This is a genomic window from Klebsiella sp. GB_Kp056, from assembly GCF_040064755.1.
Classification (GTDB): Bacteria; Pseudomonadota; Gammaproteobacteria; order Enterobacterales; family Enterobacteriaceae; genus Klebsiella; species Klebsiella quasipneumoniae.
The window spans coordinates 195,566-214,635 of record NZ_JBEAJA010000040.1 but is presented as its reverse complement, the minus strand read 5'-3'; the positions used below and the strand labels follow the sequence as shown (position 1 = coordinate 214,635).

Genomic DNA, 19,070 nt, shown 5'->3' with positions numbered 1-19,070 from the left:
CTCCCTGATTAACGTGCCGTCTGCAGCGTAACGGCGCTGCGGCGATAGAGGTAGCAAGTGGCCAGCAGGCCGCAGACGGCGGCAAAGCTCATCCAGTAGCCTGGGGAAGCTTTATCACCGGTATATTCAATCAGCGCCGTGGAAATCACCGGCGTGAAGCCGCCAAACACCGCGGTCGCCAGGCTATAGGCCAGCGAGAAGCCTGCCACGCGCACTTCGGCGGGCATAATTTCGGTCAGCGCCGGGATCATCGCCCCGTTGTACATGCCGTAGATAAAGGACAACCACAGCAGCACGCTCAGCATCATCAAAAAGCTCGGCGCGTTCGCCAGCATGGTCAGCGCAGGCCACGCGGTAGCCAGCGCCAGCAGGGTCATGGCAATCAGCACCGGTCGGCGGCCAAAGCGGTCGGACAGCGCCCCGCCCACCGGCAGCCATAAGAAGTTAGAAATCGCCACCAGCAGCGTGACCAGCAGGCTGTCCGAGGCGCTGAGCATCAGCACTTTTTTGCCAAAGGTCGGCGCATAGACGGTGATCAGATAGAACGCGGTGGTGGTCATCGCCACCATCATCATCCCGGCGATGACCACCTGCCAGTTCGCCAGCAGGGTGGCGAATACCTGGCGCATCGCCAGATGATGGCGGCGGGCAGTAAACTCCTGGGTCTCCTCCAGCTTACGGCGCAGCACAAAAATGAACGGGACGATCAGGCAGCCGAAAAGGAACGGAATACGCCAGCCCCAGTCGCTGATGGCGCTCTGCTCCAGCACGGCGTTGAGGGCAAAGCCCATCGCGGCCGCCACCATAATGGCGACTTGCTGGCTGCCCGACTGCCAGCTGGTGTAAAACCCTTTGCGGCCCGGGGTGGCGATCTCGGCCAGATAGACGGATACCCCGCCCAGCTCAGCGCCGGCGGAGAAGCCCTGCAGCAGGCGGCCGATCAGCACCAGCAGCGGCGCCCACAGGCCAATGGCCTGGTAAGAGGGGATCAGCACGATCAGGAAGGTGCCGGTGGCCATGATCGACAGGGTCACAATCAGCCCTTTGCGCCGCCCTACCTTGTCGATATAGGCGCCAAGCACGATGGCGCCGATGGGCCGCATCAGAAAGCCGGCGCCAAAGACCGCGAAGGTCATCATCAGCGAGGCGAATTCACTGCTCGCCGGAAAAAAGGTATGTGCGATGTAGGTGGCATAAAACCCGAACAGGAAAAAGTCGAACTGTTCGAGAAAGTTACCGGACGTGACGCGCAGAATGGCGCCGAGCCGGTCACGGGTACTCATCAGTGAGGTTGTCGAATGCATGCAGGTCTCCAGTTTGTTATCCACGCGTTGTCGCGCGCCTGTTGCTGAAGACTGAAACAGAACCGGGAATGAAATAAGCGTAATAAACGCATCCATTGATGCAATTTACGCATAAATAACATTTAACTAATTAACATTACTTTTATATACAATCATTTAACACTCTCTGCGCCATCAGCGTCGGCGGCAGGGATGAAAAAGTGAGTTTTCCGTTTTGTGACCGAGGCCAGGGTACGCCGCTGCGCCCCGGGCGCCAGGCGGTAAAAGACATACCCGGCCCGGCAGGGTTAACGCGACGCCGAGCGGCAAGATGTTAATAATCCGGACGTGACCTCATGGCGCCGGCGCCGCGGCGGCGTTCCCCAGCTTCTGCAACAGGGAGATCAGCCAGCGGGTGGCCTCGCGTTTCCCGCTGCGTTTGTGGGCGTAAATCTTGACGTCAAATGGGGGAACCGGAAACGGCAGCGGGAAAATGGTCAACCGGGCGGCGCGAGCCATCGTCTCCGCCGCCCGCCGGGGCAGCGCCATCAGCAGATCGCTCTGCTCAATAATAAAGGGAGCGCTCAGCATCGAGGGCGTTTTCACCGCCACCTGCCGCGAATAGCCCTGCCGCTCCAGCTCACAGTCCAGCACCCCCTGCCGCTCATTCCATGGGGTCACCACCAGATGACGGGCCGCAAGGTAGGTGTCCAGGGCCAGCGCCGTTCGGTCGGCCTGGCTGATAACCACATATTCGTCCCGCAGCCAGTTAATCTCCTCGAGATCGGGATGAGCTGGCTCGTCAGGGGTATTGAACCCGAGAGCCAGATCGACCTCCCCCGCCAGCAGCTCGGTCAGCGCCGGGCTGTGGGGCAGATAACGGAGCTCAAACCGCAGCCCGGGCGCCTCACGCTGCAGGTGATGCATCAGCGTCGGAAAGACGCAGAACGCGGTGAAATCGGTGATCGCAATCTGCATGCAGTCGGTGCTGGCGGCCGGCACAAACGCCGCCGGCGGCGTCAGCTCCTGATTGAGAAATTTCAGCGCCGAAGCGATAGAGGGCGCCAGCTGGCTGGCATAGACGCTGGGACACATCCGGTGACCTTCCCGATAGAACAGCGGGTCGTTGAGGGCGCTGCGCAGCCGGGAGAGCGCATGGCTCAGCGCCGAGGTGCTCATCGCCAGCTCTTCTGCCGCCAGGCGCACCGAGCGGGAGCGATAGACCGCGTCAAAGACTGGCAGCAGGTTGAGGTCGATACGGCGCAGGACAGGATGCATAATATTCATCGTTTGCTGATTTCATTGCACTTAATTCTTTTCACAATACCGCTTATGCTCTGGGTCAGCAATTTTGCTTTCCTTCATACCATTCAGACAGGACGACCCATGAGCATCACGATCCGCCAGGCCACCCCGGACGACGCCACCGCTATTTATGACATGATTTATGAACTCGCGGTCTACGAGAAAGCCCCCGAAGAGGTGGTGACGACGGCAGAGGAGATCAGAGAGACGCTGTTTGCCAGCAGCAGCAAAACCGAGGCGCTGATCTGCGAGGTGGCGGGCAAAGCGGTGGGCTACGCCGTGTTCTTCACCAGCTACTCCACCTGGCTTGGCCGTAACGGCATCTATATGGAGGATCTGTACGTAACCCCCGACTATCGCGGGATCGGCGCCGGAAAAGCGCTGCTGAAAACCATCGCGCAATATGCTGTACAGCGTCAGTGCGGGCGTCTGGAGTGGAGCGTGCTCGACTGGAACCAGCCGGCGATTGATTTCTATCTGAGCATTGGCGCGCAGCCGCAGGATGAGTGGGTGCGTTATCGCCTCACTGGCGATGCGCTGCGGGCCTTTGCGGAGTAAAGCGGCTCGCCAGCAGGTCTGCGCCAGGCGTCGACCTGCTGGCCGCGGATCAGGCTTCGACCGCGCTATTCTGCAGCTGCGGACCGGCCAGCGCCAGACGCGCGCCCGCTTCGGTATCGCTGTACTGCTTAAAGTTATCCATAAACAGCTGAGCCAGACTCTCCGCCTTCTCCTGCCACTTATCCGCTGAGCTCCAGCCATTACGTGGATCCAGCACTGCGCTGTCGACGCCCGGAATGCTCTGCGGGATCGCAAGATTGAACACCGGGATCGCTTCATCGCGCAGCGGGCCGGTGGTGCCATTGAGGATCGCGCTGATGATGCTGCGGGTATCGCGCAGCGACAGGCGTTTGCCCTCGCCGTTCCAGCCGGTGTTGACCAGCCAGGCTTCCGCACCGGATTCCGCCATCTTCGCCGCCAGTACGCTGGCGTACTGGGTCGGGTGAAGCAGCAGGAACGCCGCGCCGTAGCAGGCGGAGAAGGTCGGCGTCGGCTGGGTAATGCCGCGCTCGGTGCCCGCCAGCTTCGAGGTGAAGCCCGACAGGAAATGGTACTGCATCTGCTCGGTGGTCAGACGGGAGACCGGCGGCAGGACGCCAAACGCGTCTGCGGCAAGGAAAATCACCTTCGACGGATGGCCCGCACGGGACACCGGCTTGACGATATTGTCGATATGCGACAGCGGATAGGAGACGCGGGTGTTCTCGGTTTTGCTGCCGTCGGCGTAATCCACGCTGCCGTCGGCGCGCACCACCACGTTTTCCAGCAGCGCATTGCGGCGGATGGCGCCATAAATCTCCGGCTCCGCCTGCGGGTCGAGATTGATGGTCTTGGCGTAGCAGCCGCCTTCGAAGTTAAACACCCCATCATCGTCCCAGCCGTGCTCGTCATCGCCAATCAGTTGACGATGCGGATCGGTGGACAGCGTGGTTTTGCCGGTACCGGAGAGGCCGAAGAACAGCGCGACGTCCCCTGCTTCGCCGCGGTTGGCCGAGCAGTGCATCGACGCGATGCCTTTCTGCGGCAGCAGGTAGTTCATGACCGAGAACAGCCCTTTTTTCATTTCGCCGCCGTACCAGGTGCCGCCGATGAGCTGAATACGCTCACTCAGGTTAAAGGCGACGAAGTTCTCGGAGTTCATGCCCTGCGCCTGCCAGTTGGCATTGGTGCAGCCGGCGCCGTTGAGCACCACGAAGTCCGGGGTAAAGCTGGCCAGCTCGTCGGCGCTCGGCACGATAAACATGTTTTTGACAAAGTGGGCCTGCCACGCCACCTCGGTGACGAAGCGCACGCCAAGGCGGGTGTCCGGGCTGGCGCCGCACCAGGCGTCGATGATGTACAGTTTTTTGCCGCTCAGCTGGCCTGCGACCAGGCTTTTCAGGCTGCGCCACACTTCTGGCGATAACGGCTTATTATCATTGCGGCCGAGGCCGGAGTCAGCCCACCATACGGTGTCGCGCGTCTGCTCGTCTCTGACGATATATTTATCGCGCGGAGAGCGGCCGGTGAAGATGCCGGTATCCACTGCCACAGCGCCAGAGTCGGTCATTACGCCGCGGGCCGCGCCGGTCAGCTCAGGAGCGGTTTCATGTGCAATAAGCAAATCGTAATCAGGGTTGTAAAACAATTCGCCGCTTGCATTAATCCCCAGCTCCTGCAGAGCCATTTTTACTGATTCAATTTGTTGTGACATGGAACTCCTGACAAACTATTTAAGGTAAGAGGCCTGGGTTATTCATTGCTTTCGTCATCGTCGCCAGCTATTTAATAAGATAAATCCTGGGCAATGAAATAAAGCAATAAATAACCGTGAGTCGCGATTTCATATCGTGCTCATGTAGGGTCGCCGATACGCATTCATAAATCTCAACTTTCCAAAAAATGTTAACACCTGTCGATAATTATGTTAATTGCATAGTTTCTATGCGCTATGCTAAAATTGCATAGCCTTTATTGCGTTTTTGAGGACTGGATCGGTGTTGGCAAATCTGGAAGTTAAATGGCTGTATGATGTGATTGCTCTCGAGGAGTCACGCAGCTTTACCCTGGCGGCCAAAGCCCGCAATATCTCGCAGTCCTCGTTCAGCCGACGCATCCAGTCGCTGGAGGCTTCCCTCGGATTCAGCATCTTCGACCGCAGCGCCAACCCCCTGCAGTTGACCAACCGCGGGAAAATTTTTGTCGGCTATGCGCGAAATATGCTCGACGACATGGATTTTCAGATCAGCCGAATTAAAGGTTTAAATAACACCACGCAGAAAATAAGAATCGACGCCGCCCCTTCGCTGTCGGTGTTATTGCTGCCGGAAATTATCGCCGGTTACACCGACCGTAAAAATAAGACTTTTCATGTTGAATCGATTAACGTCAACGACGCCGTATTTAACCTGAAAGAGGGTAAAAGCGATTTTATCCTCTCCTTCTATAATGAAGAATTAATGAACTATCCGTTTATTAATCATAAAATTTTTGATTCTTACCTGCACCTGGTCTCCCCCTGCGACGAACATGGCCGGCCGCTGTTTCATTTACATCGCGGCGTGCTGCCGCTGATGAAATACGCCAACGACAGCTATATGGGGCGCCAGGTGAACCAGGTCATCGACCGCACGCCGGAGATCACCTTCTCCCTCACCTTTGTCTCTTCCATGAGCGAGCTGCTCAAGCGCATGATCCTCAATGGCGACGGCGTGGGCTGGTTGCCGCAGTACTCCATTCAGCGCGAGCTGGACGAAGGGCGACTGACGATCCTCGATGAGAGCCTGTCGCTGCCGATCGGCGCCTGGCTCTACCGCTCCGGCTCGCGGCTTAACCAGGCCGCCGAACGTTTCTGGCAGCACATTAAAACCCGTAACCAACCGCGGGATTAACCCTCTCAGCCGCTGATCCCCAGATACGCCTTACGCACCTCCGGGTCGTTGAGCAGCGCCTGGCCGCTACCGCTCAGGCGGATCTGGCCGTTCACCATCACGTAGGCGCGGTCCGACAGGTTGAGGGCATGGCGGGCGTTCTGCTCCACCAGAAACAGCGTCATCCCCTGGGCCGTCAGCTCGCGCAGGATCTGAAATATCTGCTTCACCACCAGCGGCGCCAGTCCCAGGCTCGGCTCATCCAGCAGCAGCAGGCGCGGCCGGCTCATCAGCGCCCTGGCGATGGCCAGCATCTGCTGTTCACCGCCGGAGAGGGTCATCGCCCGCTGTCCCCGCCGCTCTTCCAGCCGGGGGAACAGCTGGTACATCCGGGCCTTGTCCTCGGCCTGATAGCGGTTGCCAATGGCAATAGTCCCCATCAGCAGATTCTCCTCGACGGTCATATCGGGAAAGATGCGCCGCCCTTCCGGGGCCTGGGCGATGCCGTTGCTGGCGATAAAGTGGGTCGATTTCCGGCTGATCGCCTCCCCGCGATAGAAAATCTCCCCGCCGGCAATACGCGGCTGCCCGAATACCGACATCAGCAGCGTCGATTTACCCGCGCCGTTGGCGCCGATCAGCGCCACCGTCTCCCCCTCGTTGACGGTCAGGGAGACCTGCTTCAGGGCCTGGATCGGCCCGTAGAAGACATCCACCTCATCAAAGGCAAGTAGTGGCTGGCTCATCGGCGCGTCTCCTCTTCCTCAGCGCCAAGATAGGCGGCAATCACGCTGGCGTTGGCCTGAATCGCCTGCGGCGCGCCGCGGGCGATGACGTCCCCGTGATCGAGGACGATGATATGATCCGAAATCTCCATCACCATCCCCATATCATGTTCGATCAATAGCACCGTGATGCCGTGCTGCTGGCGCAGAAAGCGGATGATCCGGCTCAGCGCCTGGGTTTCAACCGGGTTGAGTCCGGCCGCCGGCTCGTCCAGACAGATCATCTCCGGACGGGTACACATGGCGCGGGCGATCTCCAGCCGCCGCTGCTGTCCGTAGGAAAGCGTTCCCGCCAGACGGTTGGCGCAGTCCACCATCTCCACCACCTCCAGCCAGTAAAACGCGCGATCCAGCGCCTGACTTTCCGCCTGCCGATAGCCGCGGGTGTTGAGGATCCCGGCCAGCAGATGGCGGTTAACCTGGGTATGCTGGGCCACCAGCAGGTTCTCAATCACCGACATCTCGCGGAACAGGCGAATATTCTGGAAGGTGCGGGCCAGACCGGCGCGGTTCACCAGATGGGTGCCGCCGAACATCTTGTAATAGATCCGTCGCCCCAGCTGCGCCGGGTGGAGGAAATCGTCCGGGTGAAGCTTTTGCCCCAGCACCTGAATGACATCGGTGACCTTTTCCCGCGCCCGTAGCACGATACTCCCCCCCGTCGCCCGGTAAAAGCCGGTCAGGCAGTTAAATACCGTGGTTTTGCCCGCGCCGTTGGGGCCGATCAGGGCGGTGATCGACCCCCGCTCCACCTCCAGATTGACGTCATTCAGCGCTTTGATGCCGCCGAAATGCATCATCAGATGCTCAACGCGTAAGATGCTGTCGCTCATGGCGCGACTCCTTTTCGCAACGCGACCCCGCTGCGGCTGGTGCGCACCAGGCCGCGCGGCCGCCAGATCATCATCAGCACCATCAGCACGCCAAACAGCAGCACGCGATATTCGTCAAACCCGCGCAGCAGCTCCGGGGTGACCGTCAGGACAAACGCCGCCAGCACCACCCCAAGGGTGGAGCCCATTCCCCCCAGCACCACAATCGCCAGGATCAGCGCCGACTCAAAAAAGGTGAACGACGTCGGATTAACAAATCCCTGATAGCTGGCGAAGAACACTCCGGCGATGCCGGCGGTCGACGCGCCGAGCATGAACGCCGAGAGCTTGACCAGCACATGGTTGAGCCCCATCGCCCGACAGGCGATCTCATCCTCGCGCAGCGCCTCCCAGGCGCGGCCGATGGGCATCCGCGTCAGGCGATGCTTCACCAGCAGCACCAGTATCACCACCATGCACAGCACGGCGTAGAGGAAGATGAATTTCAGGTTGGGGTTGTAACTGACGTGGAAGAACTCATGGATGGGGATACCGCCATCCTTTGCCCGGCGGGTAAATTCGAGGCCAAACAGCGTCGGGGACGGCACCGGGACGCCGTTGGGGCCGCCGGTGAAGCTCACCCAGTTGTTAAGCACCAGGCGAATGATTTCGCCAAAGCCGAGGGTGACGATGGCCAGATAGTCGCCGTGCATGCGCAGCACCGGAAAGCCCAGCAACGCCCCGGCGAGGGCCGCCATCACCGCCCCCAGCGGCAGCATCGCCCAGAAGCCGAGGCCCAGGTACTGGTAGCCCAGCGCCAGGCCGTAGGCGCCGATAGCATAGAACGCCACATAGCCCAGATCGAGCAGCCCCGCGAGACCCACCACGATATTCAGCCCCAAACCGAGCAGGACGTAGATCAGCCCGAGGATCGCCACGGTCAGCAGGTATTTGCTGGCGAGAAACGGAAAGGCGATAGCCAGGCCCACCAGCAGCGGCATTATCCAGCGCAGCCGCGAGCGGTAGCCCGGGGGCCGGACGTACACCCCATCATCCGCCCCCTCAAAGCGGGCAACCAAGGCCTTGCCCCGCCGGCTCTGCAGCAGCAGGCTGAGCGCCAGTCTGCCGGCCATCACCACCGCCACCAGGATCGCCACCCGCGCGGGCGCGAGGGTAAAGCCATAGCCTTTGAGCACCACGCCGACGATCGGGCCAAAGACAATTAACGCGCAAAGACCGGCCAGCACGCTGTCGATCAGCGCGCTTTTGATATCCCGCGCAGGCTGGCGCGTCAGTTCACCCATAGAGCCCCCTCAGACCTTGGCCACCAGCGGACGACCCAGCAGCCCCTGCGGGCGAAAAATCAGGATCGCCACCAGCAGCGCAAAGGAAAAAACGTCTTTGTAATCCGAATTCACCATTCCGGCGAACTGCGCCTCGGCCACCCCGAGCAGCAGTCCGCCCAGCATCGCGCCAGGCAGCGAGCCAATCCCGCCCAATACCGCGGCGGTGAAGGCTTTGATGCCGATAATAAATCCGATGTAGAAGTCGAAGGTGCCGTAGTTCATGGTCACCAACACTCCGGCCAGGCCGGCCATCGCCGCGCCGATGACAAACACCAGGGAGATCACCCGGTCGGTATTGATGCCGAGGATCGCCGCCATGCGCCGGTCCTGCTGGGTGGCGCGGCAGATGCGCCCCAGCCGGGTGTACTGGATAATCCAGGTCAGGATCAGCATCCCCACCAGCGCGGCGACGAGAATAAACACCTTGGTCCAGGTGATCTGCACTACCCCATCGCCCACCGTCATACGCAGCGCGCCGCTGAGCAGCGTCGGGATCCCCTGCTGGTTTGGCCCCTGGCTCAGCTGAACATAGTTCTGCAGGATCAGCGACATTCCAATAGCCGAGATCAGCGGCGCCAGGCGCGTCGAGTTGCGCAGCGGCCGGTAGGCGATGCGCTCGATCGCCCAACCGTACACGCCGGTGACCACAATGGTGAATACCAGGGTGGCGAAAATCAGCAGCGGAAACGAGTGGATCCCAAAGAAGGAGAGCAGCGCCAGGCCGATGGCGCACAGGTAGGCGGAGACCATATACACCTCGCCGTGGGCGAAGTTGATCATGCCGATGATCCCATACACCATGGTGTAGCCGATGGCGATTAAGCCGTACACCGCGCCCAGCGTCAGCCCATTGATCAGTTGTTGCAGAAAAAACGCCGTCATAGCCCCTCCAGCCGCCAGGCCGACGGCCGCCGGGATCGGTACCCGGTCGACCGCCGTCGTGAGACGATTAGCCAATCAAAACAACGGATAGTTCCTGGGTGGTAGCCGATCAGAGCTGGTGATATTTGCCCTTGTCGTCCCACTGATAGACCACATAGTCCGACACCTTGAGGTCGCCTTTGCCATCCCAGCCTTTTTTGCCCATCACCGTCTCGACGTCGTGGCTCTTCAGCCAGTCGCTGGCTTTGGCGTTATCGGTGCCGACGGCGTTCCAGGCGGCGGCGATAGCCTGAATAGAGGCGTAGGCGTAGAGGGTATAGCCTTCCGGCTCAAAGCCGCTGGCGCGGAACTTCTCGATCACCGCTTTGCCTTCCGGGAGGGTGCGCGGGTCCTGACCAAAGGTCATCAGCACGCCGTTGGTGAACTGCGGCCCGCCGGCGGCCGTCACCAGCTCCTCGGTGACAATACAGTCGCCGGAGAAGAATTTCGCCTGCACTCCCTGCTCGCGCATCTGGCGCACCAGCGGGCCCGCCTCAGGGTGGCAGCCGCCAAAATAGACCACGTCCGGCTTGAGGGCGCCGATCTTGGTCACCAGGGCGTTAAAGTCTTTTTCACCGCGGGAGAGGCCTTCGTACAACACTTCTTTGGTGCCCCGCTTCGCCAGCGCCGCGCGGGTGGCATCGGCCAGCCCCTGGCCATAGGTGTCTTTATCGTGGATGACGGCAATTTTCTTCGCCTTCAGCACGTCCAGCATATAGTTGGCGGCAATCGCCCCCTGCTGATCGTCGCGGCCGCACATGCGGAAGAGATCCTTCATGCCGCGCTCGGTGATCTGCGGATTGGTGGAGCCGGGGGTAATGGTCAGAATCCCGGCTTCGTCATACACCTCGGAGGCCGGCATCGTTGAGGAAGAGCAAAAATGCCCCACCACGGCGGAGACTTTCGCTTCGTCCACCAGCCGGTTGGCCACCGCTACCGCCTGTTTCGGTTCGCACGCGTCATCCCCCTGCACCAGCACAATCTTTTCGCCTTTGATGCCGCCGGCGGCATTGATATCAGCCACCGCCTGCGAGGCCCCCTTCCAGTACTGGGCGCCGTAGGTGGCGTTGGGGCCGGTGAAGGGCCCGGCGACGCCGATCTTCACGTCAGCCTGGGCGTAAAAGGCCATGCTCATACAACCTGCTATCACAACATGAAGCGTCATTGTTTTCAGTTTCAAAGACATTCGGATATTCCTCAGCGATTTAGAGCCTGGCGTCATGGAATGACGCAGAAAATATCACTTACCGTGTGGTACCGACGCAGGCGCAGCGCCAGGACGGCCAGGGTGGAAGAAGCAAAAATCCCGCCAGGTAGAGAGGTCGCGCCGGAGAGCGGACGCCCCGGTCGGTGCGCACGCGACGACAACCCGTGCCGTATCCGGCAAGGGCGCATTCCCTTTCAGGTCAGGAGATCGGTTGCCATCACGTGGCGAGCCGGACAACGCGGTATCCGTACCGGCCCGTGAGCTAAACATAGATGCAGTTAGCGGTCGCTGCGCGCCAGCGTGGTGCAAAAATGCGAATATGATCAACAGTGGTGATTATTTTGTTGCGGTAATGTGAAGATGATAACAGGAGAGCCCGTTAAGGGCTCCCCTGTGGCCCGGCGGCCGCTCAGAGCTGGCTGGTGAACGTTCGCGAGATCACATCCTGCTGCTGCTCGCGGGTTAGCGCGTTAAAGCGGACCGCATAGCCGGAGACGCGGATCGTCAGATTCGGATACTGCTCCGGATGTTCTATCGCATCGAGCAGCTTTTCCCGGTTCAGTACATTGACGTTGAGGTGCTGTCCCCCCTCCACCGTCTCCTCGTGATGGAAGTAGCCGTCCAGCAGCCCCACCAGGTTGTTTTCCTGCGCCGACGGCGCTTTGCCGAGGGCCGCCGGCACGATGGAGAAGGTGTACGAGATGCCATCTTTGGCGTAGGTAAACGGCAGTTTCGCCACCGAGGTCAGCGACGCCACCGCCCCTTTGCGGTCGCGGCCATGCATCGGATTGGCCCCCGGGGCGAACGGCGTCCCCGCCCGACGTCCGTCCGGCGTGTTGCCGGTTTTCTGCCCGTACACCACGTTGGAGGTAATGGTCAGGATCGACTGGGTCGGCACCGCCTGGCGCCAGGTGGGCAGCGCCTGAATTTTGCGCATAAAGCGCTCCACCAGGTCGCAGGCGATGGCATCGACGCGATCGTCGTTGTTGCCATATTGCGGATAATCCCCCTCAATGACAAAGTCCACCGCCAGCCCGTGATGGTCACGCACCGGCTTCACCCGGGCGTACTTTATCGCCGACAGCGAATCCGCCGCCACCGACAGGCCGGCGATGCCGCAGGCCATCGTGCGGTAAACGTCGCGGTCGTGCAGGGCCATCAGCGCCGCTTCGTAACTGTACTTATCATGCATGCAGTGGATGATGTTCAGCGCGCTGATGTACTGCACCGCCAGCCAGTCCATAAAGTGGTCGAGGCTGGCCATCACGCTGTCGTAGTCCAGCACCTCATCGCGCAGCGGCGCGGTTTTCGGCCCCACCTGGATCTTCAGTTTCTCATCCACCCCGCCGTTAATCGCGTAGAGCAGCGTTTTGGCGAGATTGGCGCGGGCGCCGAAGAACTGCATCTGCTTGCCGATCACCATCGGGCTGACGCAGCAGGCGATGGCGTAGTCGTCACTGTGAAAATCGCTGCGCATCAGATCGTCGTTCTCATACTGCAGCGACGAGGTGGCGATAGAGACCCGGGCGGCGTATTTTTTAAACGCCACCGGCAGCGCCTGCGACCAGAGCACGGTCAGGTTCGGCTCCGGCGCCGGCCCCATGGTGTGCAGGGTATGCAGGTAACGGAAGGTAGTTTTACTGACCAGGGTGCGGCCATCCAGCCCCATACCGCCCAGGACTTCCGTCGCCCAGATGGGATCCCCGGAGAACAGCGAGTCAAATTCCGGGGTTCGCAGGAAACGCACCATGCGGATCTTCATGATGAAGTGGTCAATCAGCTCCTGGGCCTGCTCCTCATTGAGTAAACCGGCGCGCAGATCGCGTTCAATATAGATATCGAGGAAGGTGGCCGTGCGTCCCAGCGACATGGCGCCGCCGTTCTGCGACTTCACCGCCGCCAGGTAGGCGAAGTAGAGCCACTGCACCGCCTCCCGGGCGGTGCGCGCCGGGTGGGAGATATCGCAGCCGTAACGGGCCGCCATCTCCTGCATCTGCTGCAGCGCGCGCCGCTGTTCGGCCAGCTCTTCGCGCAGGCGCAGGGTGGACTCCAGCGCCTCGCCGCGTTCAAGGGCCGGCTGCAGGTCGGCAAACTGCAGCTCACGTTCGCGGACCAGGTAGCGAATGCCGTACAGCGCCACGCGGCGGTAATCGCCGATGATCCGTCCGCGACCGTAGCCGTCCGGCAACCCGGTCAGCACCCCGGACTTACGGCAGCGCAGCATATCCGGGGAATAGACGTCAAATACGCCCTGATTGTGGGTCTTGCGCAGCGCCGTAAACTGATACTCAAAATCGGGGTCCATTTCGCGGCCATAGGCCTCGAAGGCGCTTTTGATCATATTGATGCCGCCAAAGGGATGCAGGGCGCGCTTCAGCGGCCGGTCCGTTTGCAGGCCGACGATCTTTTCCAGCGGCTGGTTGATATAGCCCGCCGCGTGGGCGGTGATGCTGGTGGCGACATTGGTGTCGAAATCCACCGGCGCATGGGTGGCGTTCTCGACGCGGATCCCGGCCATCACCTGCTCCCAGAGGGCGGTGGTGGCCGGCGTCGCGTCGGCGAGGAAGGACTCGTCGCCCTCGTAAGGGGTGTAGTTATGCTGAATAAAGTCGCGAACGTTAATCTGCGTTTGCCACGCCATACCGCGAAAGCCCTGCCAGGCGTCGGCGTATCGTGCGTCGTGGGTGTCGATATCTACTTTCATGAACATCGTCTCTCTACAGAATAAAAAAATCAGGCCAGCGCCGCCGCGGTGTGGATCCGGCCTAAGCGGATCGCATCGAGGGCAATCATGCGCTCTTCATTGGTGGGGATAACCGCGCAGCGCACCCGGCTGCCGTCGGCGGAGATCAGACGCTCGCCGGCCGAATTAGGCTGCTGGTTGCGGGCGGCGTCCATCTCAAGGCCAAAGACCGCCAGCCGCTCGCTCACCAGCCGACGGATCAGCACCGAGTTTTCGCCAATCCCGCCGGTGAAAATAATGCCGTCGAGACGCTGCAGCGCGGCGGCGTGGCCGGCGATATGGCGGGCGATGCGATGGACGAAGGTTTTGATCGCCAGGCGGGCGCGGGCATGGCCCTCATGCCAGGCCTGCTCCAGTACCCGCAGGTCGGAGGAAAGGCCGGAGATCCCCAGCAGGCCGGAGGCGGTGTTGGCCACCCGCTCCAGGTCGCTGAGGGTCTGCCGGGTTTCCGCGGCAATCCACGCCATGGCGCCGAAGTCGACATCGCCGCTGCGGGTGCCCATCATCAGCCCCTCCAGGGGCGTCATCCCCATCGAGGTGTCCACGCTGCGGCCGTTGCGCACCGCGCAGATCGAGGCGCCATTGCCCAGGTGGGCGATCACCAGGCCGCTCTCCTGCTCCGGCAACCCGAGCAGCGCCAGGGCGCGCCGGGAGACATAGCGGTGGGAGGTGCCGTGGAAGCCATAGCGGCGCACCCCGAGGTTCTGGTAATACTCCCACGGCAGGCCATAGAGAAAGGCTTCCGGGGCCAGGGTCTGGTGAAAGCTGGTATCAAAGACCGCCACCTGCATGACCCCCGGGAACAGCCGCTGCGCCGAGGCGATGCCGCTAAGGCTGGCGTAGTTATGCAGCGGGGCCAGGGACGATACCTGGCGAATATTGTCGATAACCTCCTCGCTGATAATGACCGACTCGGTGAAGAGGTCGCCGCCGTGGGCGACGCGGTGGCCAATCAGGGCCACGCTGTCGATAAGATCGCGTTGGGCTAATGCCCCGGCAATCGCCTGCAGGGCGCCTTCGTAGCCGCGCGGCGCCAGCGCCACCGGCTCGCCGCCGTTGAGCGAGAGAGACGCCTGGTCCGCGTTGATGCCCTCGGCTACGCCGTTGAGCAGGCAGTCGCAGCTGGCGGCGTCCAGTACGGAAAATTTGATCGACGACGAGCCGCAGTTGATCACCAGCACTACCGGAAATTCAGTCATGTTGTACTCCGCGTGGCCTGAGCCGGATTAGAACAGTTTGTAAACGATATTGAGGATGGTCAGCAGACCAATGGCGGTCACAAAGAGGTTATCTAGACGGCCACGGTATTTGGCCAGCGAAGGCGCTTTACGAATGGCGTACATCGGCAGCAGGCACAGCAGCGAGGCGATAATCGGCGCGCCCATGGCCTCAATCAGGTCGAGGATATTGGGGTTGGCATAGGCCACCACCCAGGTCGAGCCCATGATGAACACCATGCTCAGGGTATTGAGCTTGCCGCTGGAGACCCGGGTTTTATCCCCTTTATAGCCGAAGCGCAGGATCAAACCGTTCAGCCCCTCGAGGGTGCCGAGATAGTGGCCGAAGAACGATTTGAAGATGGCCACCAGGGCGATGATCGACGCGCCATACTCCAGCAGGGTGGCAAAGGTGGATTTGGCGCCCGACATCGAGGCAAAGTGGTTCGCCAGATAGGAGAGCACCGGGATATTCTGCGCCTTGGCGTCCGCCATGTTCTGCGGCGAGAGGGTAAACAGGCAGCTGAAGGCGAAGAACATCACCACCGCCACCATCAGCATGCTGGCCCGGGAGATGATCTGCGAGCATTTGTGTTCGGTATACTCCCGGCCAAACTGCGCTTCATACTCTTCGCGTTTGGAGACCACAAACGAGGAGACGATCGGCGAGAAGTTAAAGGAGAACACCATAATGGAGATGCCCAGCCACACTGTCACCAGAATGCCGTCGTGACCGGTTAAGGCGATATCGCTGAGGTTCACCTGATCAATCACCGCGCTATTCCAGTAAGGGATCAGAGACAGGGAGATCACCACCAGGCTGGCGATAAACGGCCACACCAGATAGCTCATCACCTTGACCATCAGGTCTTTGCCAAACCAGATGACAAACGCCATCAGCAGCAGCAGGAGCAGCGCCACCACTCCGCGGTTGAGGGCCGGCATCTGCAGCTGGTTCTCCCAGAAGGTCATGAAGGTATTGGTGATCGTCACGCCATAAATCCACAGCAGCGGGCAGATGGCGAAGAAGTACAGAAAGGTGATCACCACCCCGCCGGTTTTGCCAAAATGCTCTTCCACCGTTTCGGTGATATTGCCGGAGGGGTTAGCCCCCGACAGGCACAGCCGCGCCAGCGCCCGGTGGCAATAGAAGGCGATGGGATAGGCCAGCACCAGCATCACCAGGATAGGGATCAGCCCGCCGAAGCCGGCGCGGATAGGGAAAAACAGCACCCCGGCGCCGATGGCGGTACCAAACAGGCCCAGGGTCCAGGTGGTGTCAGATTTACGCCAGGACGAAAGGCTTGTCTGGCTGGATGCAATGCTCTCAGTCGTACTCATATCCTGTCCTCACTTATGTATTGAATTAAGCGTCAACAAAACCGGTAATTTGCGATACCCGCGAGAGATCGATATTGCCGCCGGAAATCAGGCTGACCGTTTTGCGGTTCTGGATATAGCTGTCTAATTTGCCGCTTAATAACGCGGCGCAGGCCAACGCTCCGGCCCCTTCGGTGATCACTTTATTGCGCTGAATTAAGGCGACCATGCTCTGGCGAATGTCGTCCTCACTGACGAGGACGATGTCATCCACCAGCTGGCGGGCGATTTCATAGGTCAGTTTTCCCGGGCGGGCGACATCGCAGCCATCGGCTAAGGTGCCGGCGTGGCGATGGCTGGTGATCTCTCCGGCGTACCAGGAGGCGGCCATGCCGTGAACATTCTCCGACTGCACGCCGATAATGCGGATCGTCGGGTTAATAGATTTAATCGCAATCGCGATGCCGGCAATTAAGCCCCCGCCGCCAATCGGCACAATGACATTATCCACGTCATACAGATCTTCTAATATTTCGAGACCGATGGTGCCCTGCCCGGCAATAACCTGGGGATCGTCATAGGGGGGAATAAAGATACGGCCTTCAAGTTCAACAATATCGCTGGCTTTGGCGAGGGTATCGTTAAAATTATCGCCATGCAGCACCACCTCCGCCGAATAATCGCAGGTGGCGGCGACTTTCGATTTCGGCGCCCCTTTCGGCATCACCACTTTCCCGTCAATGCCGAGCATGGCGCAGGAGAGCGAGACGCCCTGGGCGTGGTTGCCCGCTGAGCAGGCCACCACCCCTTTGCGTTTTTCCGCTGCGGATAAGCCGCAGAGCTTATTAAAGGCGCCGCGAATTTTAAATGAACCCGTGCGCTGCATATTTTCGAATTTAAGAAATATTTCACCCTTGCAGCGTTCGCTAAAATAATTCGACCGCGGCATACCCGTTTTATATATTTTTCCTGCCAGGCGTTGCTTCGCTTCGAGAATATCGTCAATGGATACCGGAAGATCGTAGGTAATATGCATTATGGCCTCTGTATCTTAATATAAAGTCAATGACCGGGCGTCATCCTGCTGACAACAGCGAGGATGGTTGTTGGATTATTTAATTAATATCAGTCAGGCAATTTCTATTGGCTGCCAGTGGCGGTTGCCCTGCCCCGATGAATACTGTTTCGCCATCTCCACCAGCGACGCCGCCGCGGTTTTCAGCCGATAATTTTTCGACCACACCGCCGCATAGCGCGCCACCGGCAAGGCCTCTTTAATGGGGATGGTGACAAACTGGCTCGAGCCGAACGGCGTGGTCATGTCGCAGGGAATGACCGTCAAAAAATCGGCATTGAGCACCAGGTTATAGATCGTCACCACCGAATCGGTATTGACGATATTTTCACGGCGGATGCCGCTGCGCTGCAGGGTGGTCAGCAGTTCGCTGTAGTAGCCCATATTGGTCTCCGGCAGCACCCACTGCTCGTGCTGGAGCGAAGCCAGGCGGACGGTGCCGTTGCCGATCCGCGCCCGGTTCGCCACCAGCACAAACTCAGACTCAAACAGCGGCTCGACGTGCAGGTCCTGCAGCTTCATCTCATCGCTCAGCGTCCCGATGGCGAAGTCGAGGCGCCCGTCGCGGATCGCCGGCAAGAAGGCAGAGAGCTGCGCCTCATACATCGATACCCTCGCCTTGGGGAAGGTCATTTTGAACTGATGCACCATCTCCGACATAAAGGTAAACCCCACCAGCGAGGGAAAACCAAAGGAGACATCCACCACCGTGCTGTTGGTCAACGCATTCATTTCATTGACCATATTTTTCATTTCACGGGTGATCGCCTCTGACCAGTTCAGAAATACCTGCCCGGCCTCGGTGAGCGAGACGCCGGTATTTCGCCGGACGATTAATTCGCTGCCAAAATAGCTTTCCATGTCACCAATGATTTTACTGACCGCCGGCTGTGTGAGTCCTAATGCTTTTGCTCCGGCCCCGATAGACCCGCTGCGGATCACTTCCTGGAAAACCACCAGATGCTGAGTTTTAGGCAGAGAAAAAGTATTCATCACGTCTCGCTTTCATTCCTTTGTTGACGGCGGAAAGTGTAACAAATCGCGATTAGCGGGTTATGTGAGAGCTCTCACAAAGGCTCCGCCGTGGCCGATTAGCAGGATTCACCACCCAGAACAATCCATTTAAAATCAATGCATTAAAATCATTTCGAACGTTGTTTGCGCGTCTTTTGCCGTAACCGAATGCGGGGATAAAAATAATTGATGGCGATAACATCGACGGCAAAATGGCGATAAAAAATACGCCTTTTGTACGCTATTCGACCCACGCCGTCAGGGCGATAAAAAAGGCGAAAATTAAATTAATGCTGTAAAGAATAAAAAGCGGACGTAATCAACGCCATTATTTAACGACAAGTCGGTTTGGCATCACATTTTATCGGCGGCGGGCGGGAAAAAGGCGCAGGCATTATTTACATCAAAGAAACATTAAATTCACAATCTTGTTTTTCTTGTGCGGCGGAGGGGGCGGCTTTTTCCGCCATATCGCAGGCGGTCATACTTTGATTAAAATCAACCCTGGCAATTTATCTTTTGCGGCGCCTGGCAGGCAGTCATTTGTGTTGCCGATCACAAATCCATAAAACAACCTCCCGGCCTCTCTTCCACCGCGACTGATTAACCAGCTTTTCACTATGCAAATGCAAATA

General features: G+C 59.5%; 17 protein-coding genes. 4 read left to right on the top strand and 13 right to left on the bottom strand.

The annotated features are described in order from the left end of the window. Positions 1-8: 8 nt before the first annotated feature. Complete coding sequence (locus ABLV52_RS07940; protein ID WP_348890241.1) at positions 9-1,304, bottom strand: MFS transporter; 1,296 nt, start codon at positions 1,302-1,304, stop codon at positions 9-11. 333 nt (positions 1,305-1,637) lie between these two features. Then, positions 1,638-2,570, bottom strand: coding sequence for a LysR family transcriptional regulator (locus ABLV52_RS07935; RefSeq protein ID WP_348890240.1), 933 nt, complete (start codon positions 2,568-2,570; stop codon positions 1,638-1,640). Between the two features lie 99 nt (positions 2,571-2,669). Between ABLV52_RS07935 and ABLV52_RS07930 the strand changes: the two genes are divergently transcribed. Beyond that, the gene (locus ABLV52_RS07930) at positions 2,670-3,146 is read left to right on the top strand and encodes a GNAT family N-acetyltransferase (protein WP_004203250.1); all 477 of its coding nucleotides are present in this window, start codon (positions 2,670-2,672) and stop codon (positions 3,144-3,146) included. Between the two features lie 49 nt (positions 3,147-3,195). Here the strand turns inward: ABLV52_RS07930 and pckA are convergent, their stop codons facing one another. Beyond that, positions 3,196-4,839, bottom strand: coding sequence for a phosphoenolpyruvate carboxykinase (ATP) (pckA, locus tag ABLV52_RS07925; RefSeq protein WP_023290179.1), 1,644 nt, complete (start codon positions 4,837-4,839; stop codon positions 3,196-3,198). Positions 4,840-5,122: 283 nt separating this feature from the next. Between pckA and ABLV52_RS07920 the strand changes: the two genes are divergently transcribed. Then, positions 5,123-6,016 (top strand): LysR substrate-binding domain-containing protein, encoded by an 894-nt coding sequence (locus tag ABLV52_RS07920; RefSeq protein ID WP_023290180.1) that lies wholly within the window; start codon positions 5,123-5,125, stop codon positions 6,014-6,016. A 5-nt stretch (positions 6,017-6,021) separates the two neighbouring features. On the opposite strand, the gene ABLV52_RS07915 is transcribed toward ABLV52_RS07920, so the two are convergent. The 5 genes from ABLV52_RS07915 to ABLV52_RS07895 form a co-directional block, all read right to left on the bottom strand. Continuing rightward, positions 6,022-6,741, bottom strand: coding sequence for an ABC transporter ATP-binding protein (locus tag ABLV52_RS07915; protein ID WP_023290181.1), 720 nt, complete (start codon positions 6,739-6,741; stop codon positions 6,022-6,024). Continuing rightward, complete coding sequence (locus ABLV52_RS07910; protein WP_044523916.1) at positions 6,738-7,613, bottom strand: ATP-binding cassette domain-containing protein; 876 nt, start codon at positions 7,611-7,613, stop codon at positions 6,738-6,740. Before ABLV52_RS07910 ends, ABLV52_RS07915 begins: the two co-directional genes overlap by 4 nt. Further along, positions 7,610-8,896, bottom strand: a complete 1,287-nt coding sequence (livM, locus tag ABLV52_RS07905; RefSeq protein WP_023290183.1) for a high-affinity branched-chain amino acid ABC transporter permease LivM — start codon at positions 8,894-8,896, stop codon at positions 7,610-7,612. Before livM ends, ABLV52_RS07910 begins: the two co-directional genes overlap by 4 nt. 9 nt (positions 8,897-8,905) lie before the next feature. Then, positions 8,906-9,820 (bottom strand): branched-chain amino acid ABC transporter permease, encoded by a 915-nt coding sequence (locus tag ABLV52_RS07900; RefSeq protein WP_023290184.1) that lies wholly within the window; start codon positions 9,818-9,820, stop codon positions 8,906-8,908. 109 nt (positions 9,821-9,929) lie between these two features. Next, positions 9,930-10,988: a branched-chain amino acid ABC transporter substrate-binding protein gene (locus tag ABLV52_RS07895; RefSeq protein WP_075206763.1), complete on the bottom strand. Its 1,059-nt coding sequence runs from the start codon at positions 10,986-10,988 to the stop codon at positions 9,930-9,932. 289 nt (positions 10,989-11,277) lie between these two features. On the opposite strand from ABLV52_RS07895, the gene ABLV52_RS07890 reads away from it, so the two are divergent. Continuing rightward, the gene (locus ABLV52_RS07890) at positions 11,278-11,424 is read left to right on the top strand and encodes a hypothetical protein (RefSeq protein ID WP_004225356.1); all 147 of its coding nucleotides are present in this window, start codon (positions 11,278-11,280) and stop codon (positions 11,422-11,424) included. Between the two features lie 51 nt (positions 11,425-11,475). On the opposite strand, the gene pflB is transcribed toward ABLV52_RS07890, so the two are convergent. The 5 genes from pflB to tdcA all read right to left on the bottom strand — a co-directional run bounded on the left by pflB (position 11,476) and on the right by tdcA (position 18,414). Continuing rightward, the gene (gene pflB / locus ABLV52_RS07885) at positions 11,476-13,770 is read right to left on the bottom strand and encodes a formate C-acetyltransferase (RefSeq protein ID WP_348890265.1); all 2,295 of its coding nucleotides are present in this window, start codon (positions 13,768-13,770) and stop codon (positions 11,476-11,478) included. A 29-nt stretch (positions 13,771-13,799) separates the two neighbouring features. Continuing rightward, the gene (tdcD, locus tag ABLV52_RS07880; protein ID WP_032453336.1) at positions 13,800-15,008 is read right to left on the bottom strand and encodes a propionate kinase; all 1,209 of its coding nucleotides are present in this window, start codon (positions 15,006-15,008) and stop codon (positions 13,800-13,802) included. A 27-nt stretch (positions 15,009-15,035) separates the two neighbouring features. Continuing rightward, positions 15,036-16,367 (bottom strand): threonine/serine transporter TdcC, encoded by a 1,332-nt coding sequence (gene tdcC / locus ABLV52_RS07875; RefSeq protein ID WP_032453337.1) that lies wholly within the window; start codon positions 16,365-16,367, stop codon positions 15,036-15,038. A 25-nt stretch (positions 16,368-16,392) separates the two neighbouring features. Beyond that, positions 16,393-17,382, bottom strand: a complete 990-nt coding sequence (gene tdcB / locus ABLV52_RS07870; RefSeq protein WP_065881209.1) for a bifunctional threonine ammonia-lyase/L-serine ammonia-lyase TdcB — start codon at positions 17,380-17,382, stop codon at positions 16,393-16,395. A gap of 93 nt (positions 17,383-17,475) precedes the next feature. Next, the gene (tdcA, locus tag ABLV52_RS07865) at positions 17,476-18,414 is read right to left on the bottom strand and encodes a transcriptional regulator TdcA (protein ID WP_032453338.1); all 939 of its coding nucleotides are present in this window, start codon (positions 18,412-18,414) and stop codon (positions 17,476-17,478) included. Between the two features lie 197 nt (positions 18,415-18,611). Here tdcA and ABLV52_RS07860 point away from each other — a divergent pair, with 197 nt between their 5' ends. After that, positions 18,612-18,734 (top strand): hypothetical protein, encoded by a 123-nt coding sequence (locus ABLV52_RS07860; protein WP_348890264.1) that lies wholly within the window; start codon positions 18,612-18,614, stop codon positions 18,732-18,734. Positions 18,735-19,070 lie beyond the last annotated feature (336 nt).

Coding starts and splice junctions, on each gene's coding strand:
- pflB (WP_348890265.1), bottom strand. CDS start 13,770: ATGAAAGTAGATATCGACACCCACGACGCACGATACGCCGACGCCTGG.
- tdcD (WP_032453336.1), bottom strand. CDS start 15,008: ATGACTGAATTTCCGGTAGTGCTGGTGATCAACTGCGGCTCGTCGTCG.
- ABLV52_RS07900 (WP_023290184.1), bottom strand. CDS start 9,820: ATGACGGCGTTTTTTCTGCAACAACTGATCAATGGGCTGACGCTGGGC.
- ABLV52_RS07930 (WP_004203250.1), top strand. CDS start 2,670: ATGAGCATCACGATCCGCCAGGCCACCCCGGACGACGCCACCGCTATT.
- ABLV52_RS07915 (WP_023290181.1), bottom strand. CDS start 6,741: ATGAGCCAGCCACTACTTGCCTTTGATGAGGTGGATGTCTTCTACGGG.
- pckA (WP_023290179.1), bottom strand. CDS start 4,839: ATGTCACAACAAATTGAATCAGTAAAAATGGCTCTGCAGGAGCTGGGG.
- ABLV52_RS07940 (WP_348890241.1), bottom strand. CDS start 1,304: ATGCATTCGACAACCTCACTGATGAGTACCCGTGACCGGCTCGGCGCC.
- ABLV52_RS07910 (WP_044523916.1), bottom strand. CDS start 7,613: ATGAGCGACAGCATCTTACGCGTTGAGCATCTGATGATGCATTTCGGC.
- ABLV52_RS07895 (WP_075206763.1), bottom strand. CDS start 10,988: ATGGCCTTTTACGCCCAGGCTGACGTGAAGATCGGCGTCGCCGGGCCC.
- livM (WP_023290183.1), bottom strand. CDS start 8,896: ATGGGTGAACTGACGCGCCAGCCTGCGCGGGATATCAAAAGCGCGCTG.
- tdcC (WP_032453337.1), bottom strand. CDS start 16,367: ATGAGTACGACTGAGAGCATTGCATCCAGCCAGACAAGCCTTTCGTCC.
- ABLV52_RS07935 (WP_348890240.1), bottom strand. CDS start 2,570: ATGAATATTATGCATCCTGTCCTGCGCCGTATCGACCTCAACCTGCTG.
- tdcA (WP_032453338.1), bottom strand. CDS start 18,414: ATGAATACTTTTTCTCTGCCTAAAACTCAGCATCTGGTGGTTTTCCAG.
- tdcB (WP_065881209.1), bottom strand. CDS start 17,382: ATGCATATTACCTACGATCTTCCGGTATCCATTGACGATATTCTCGAA.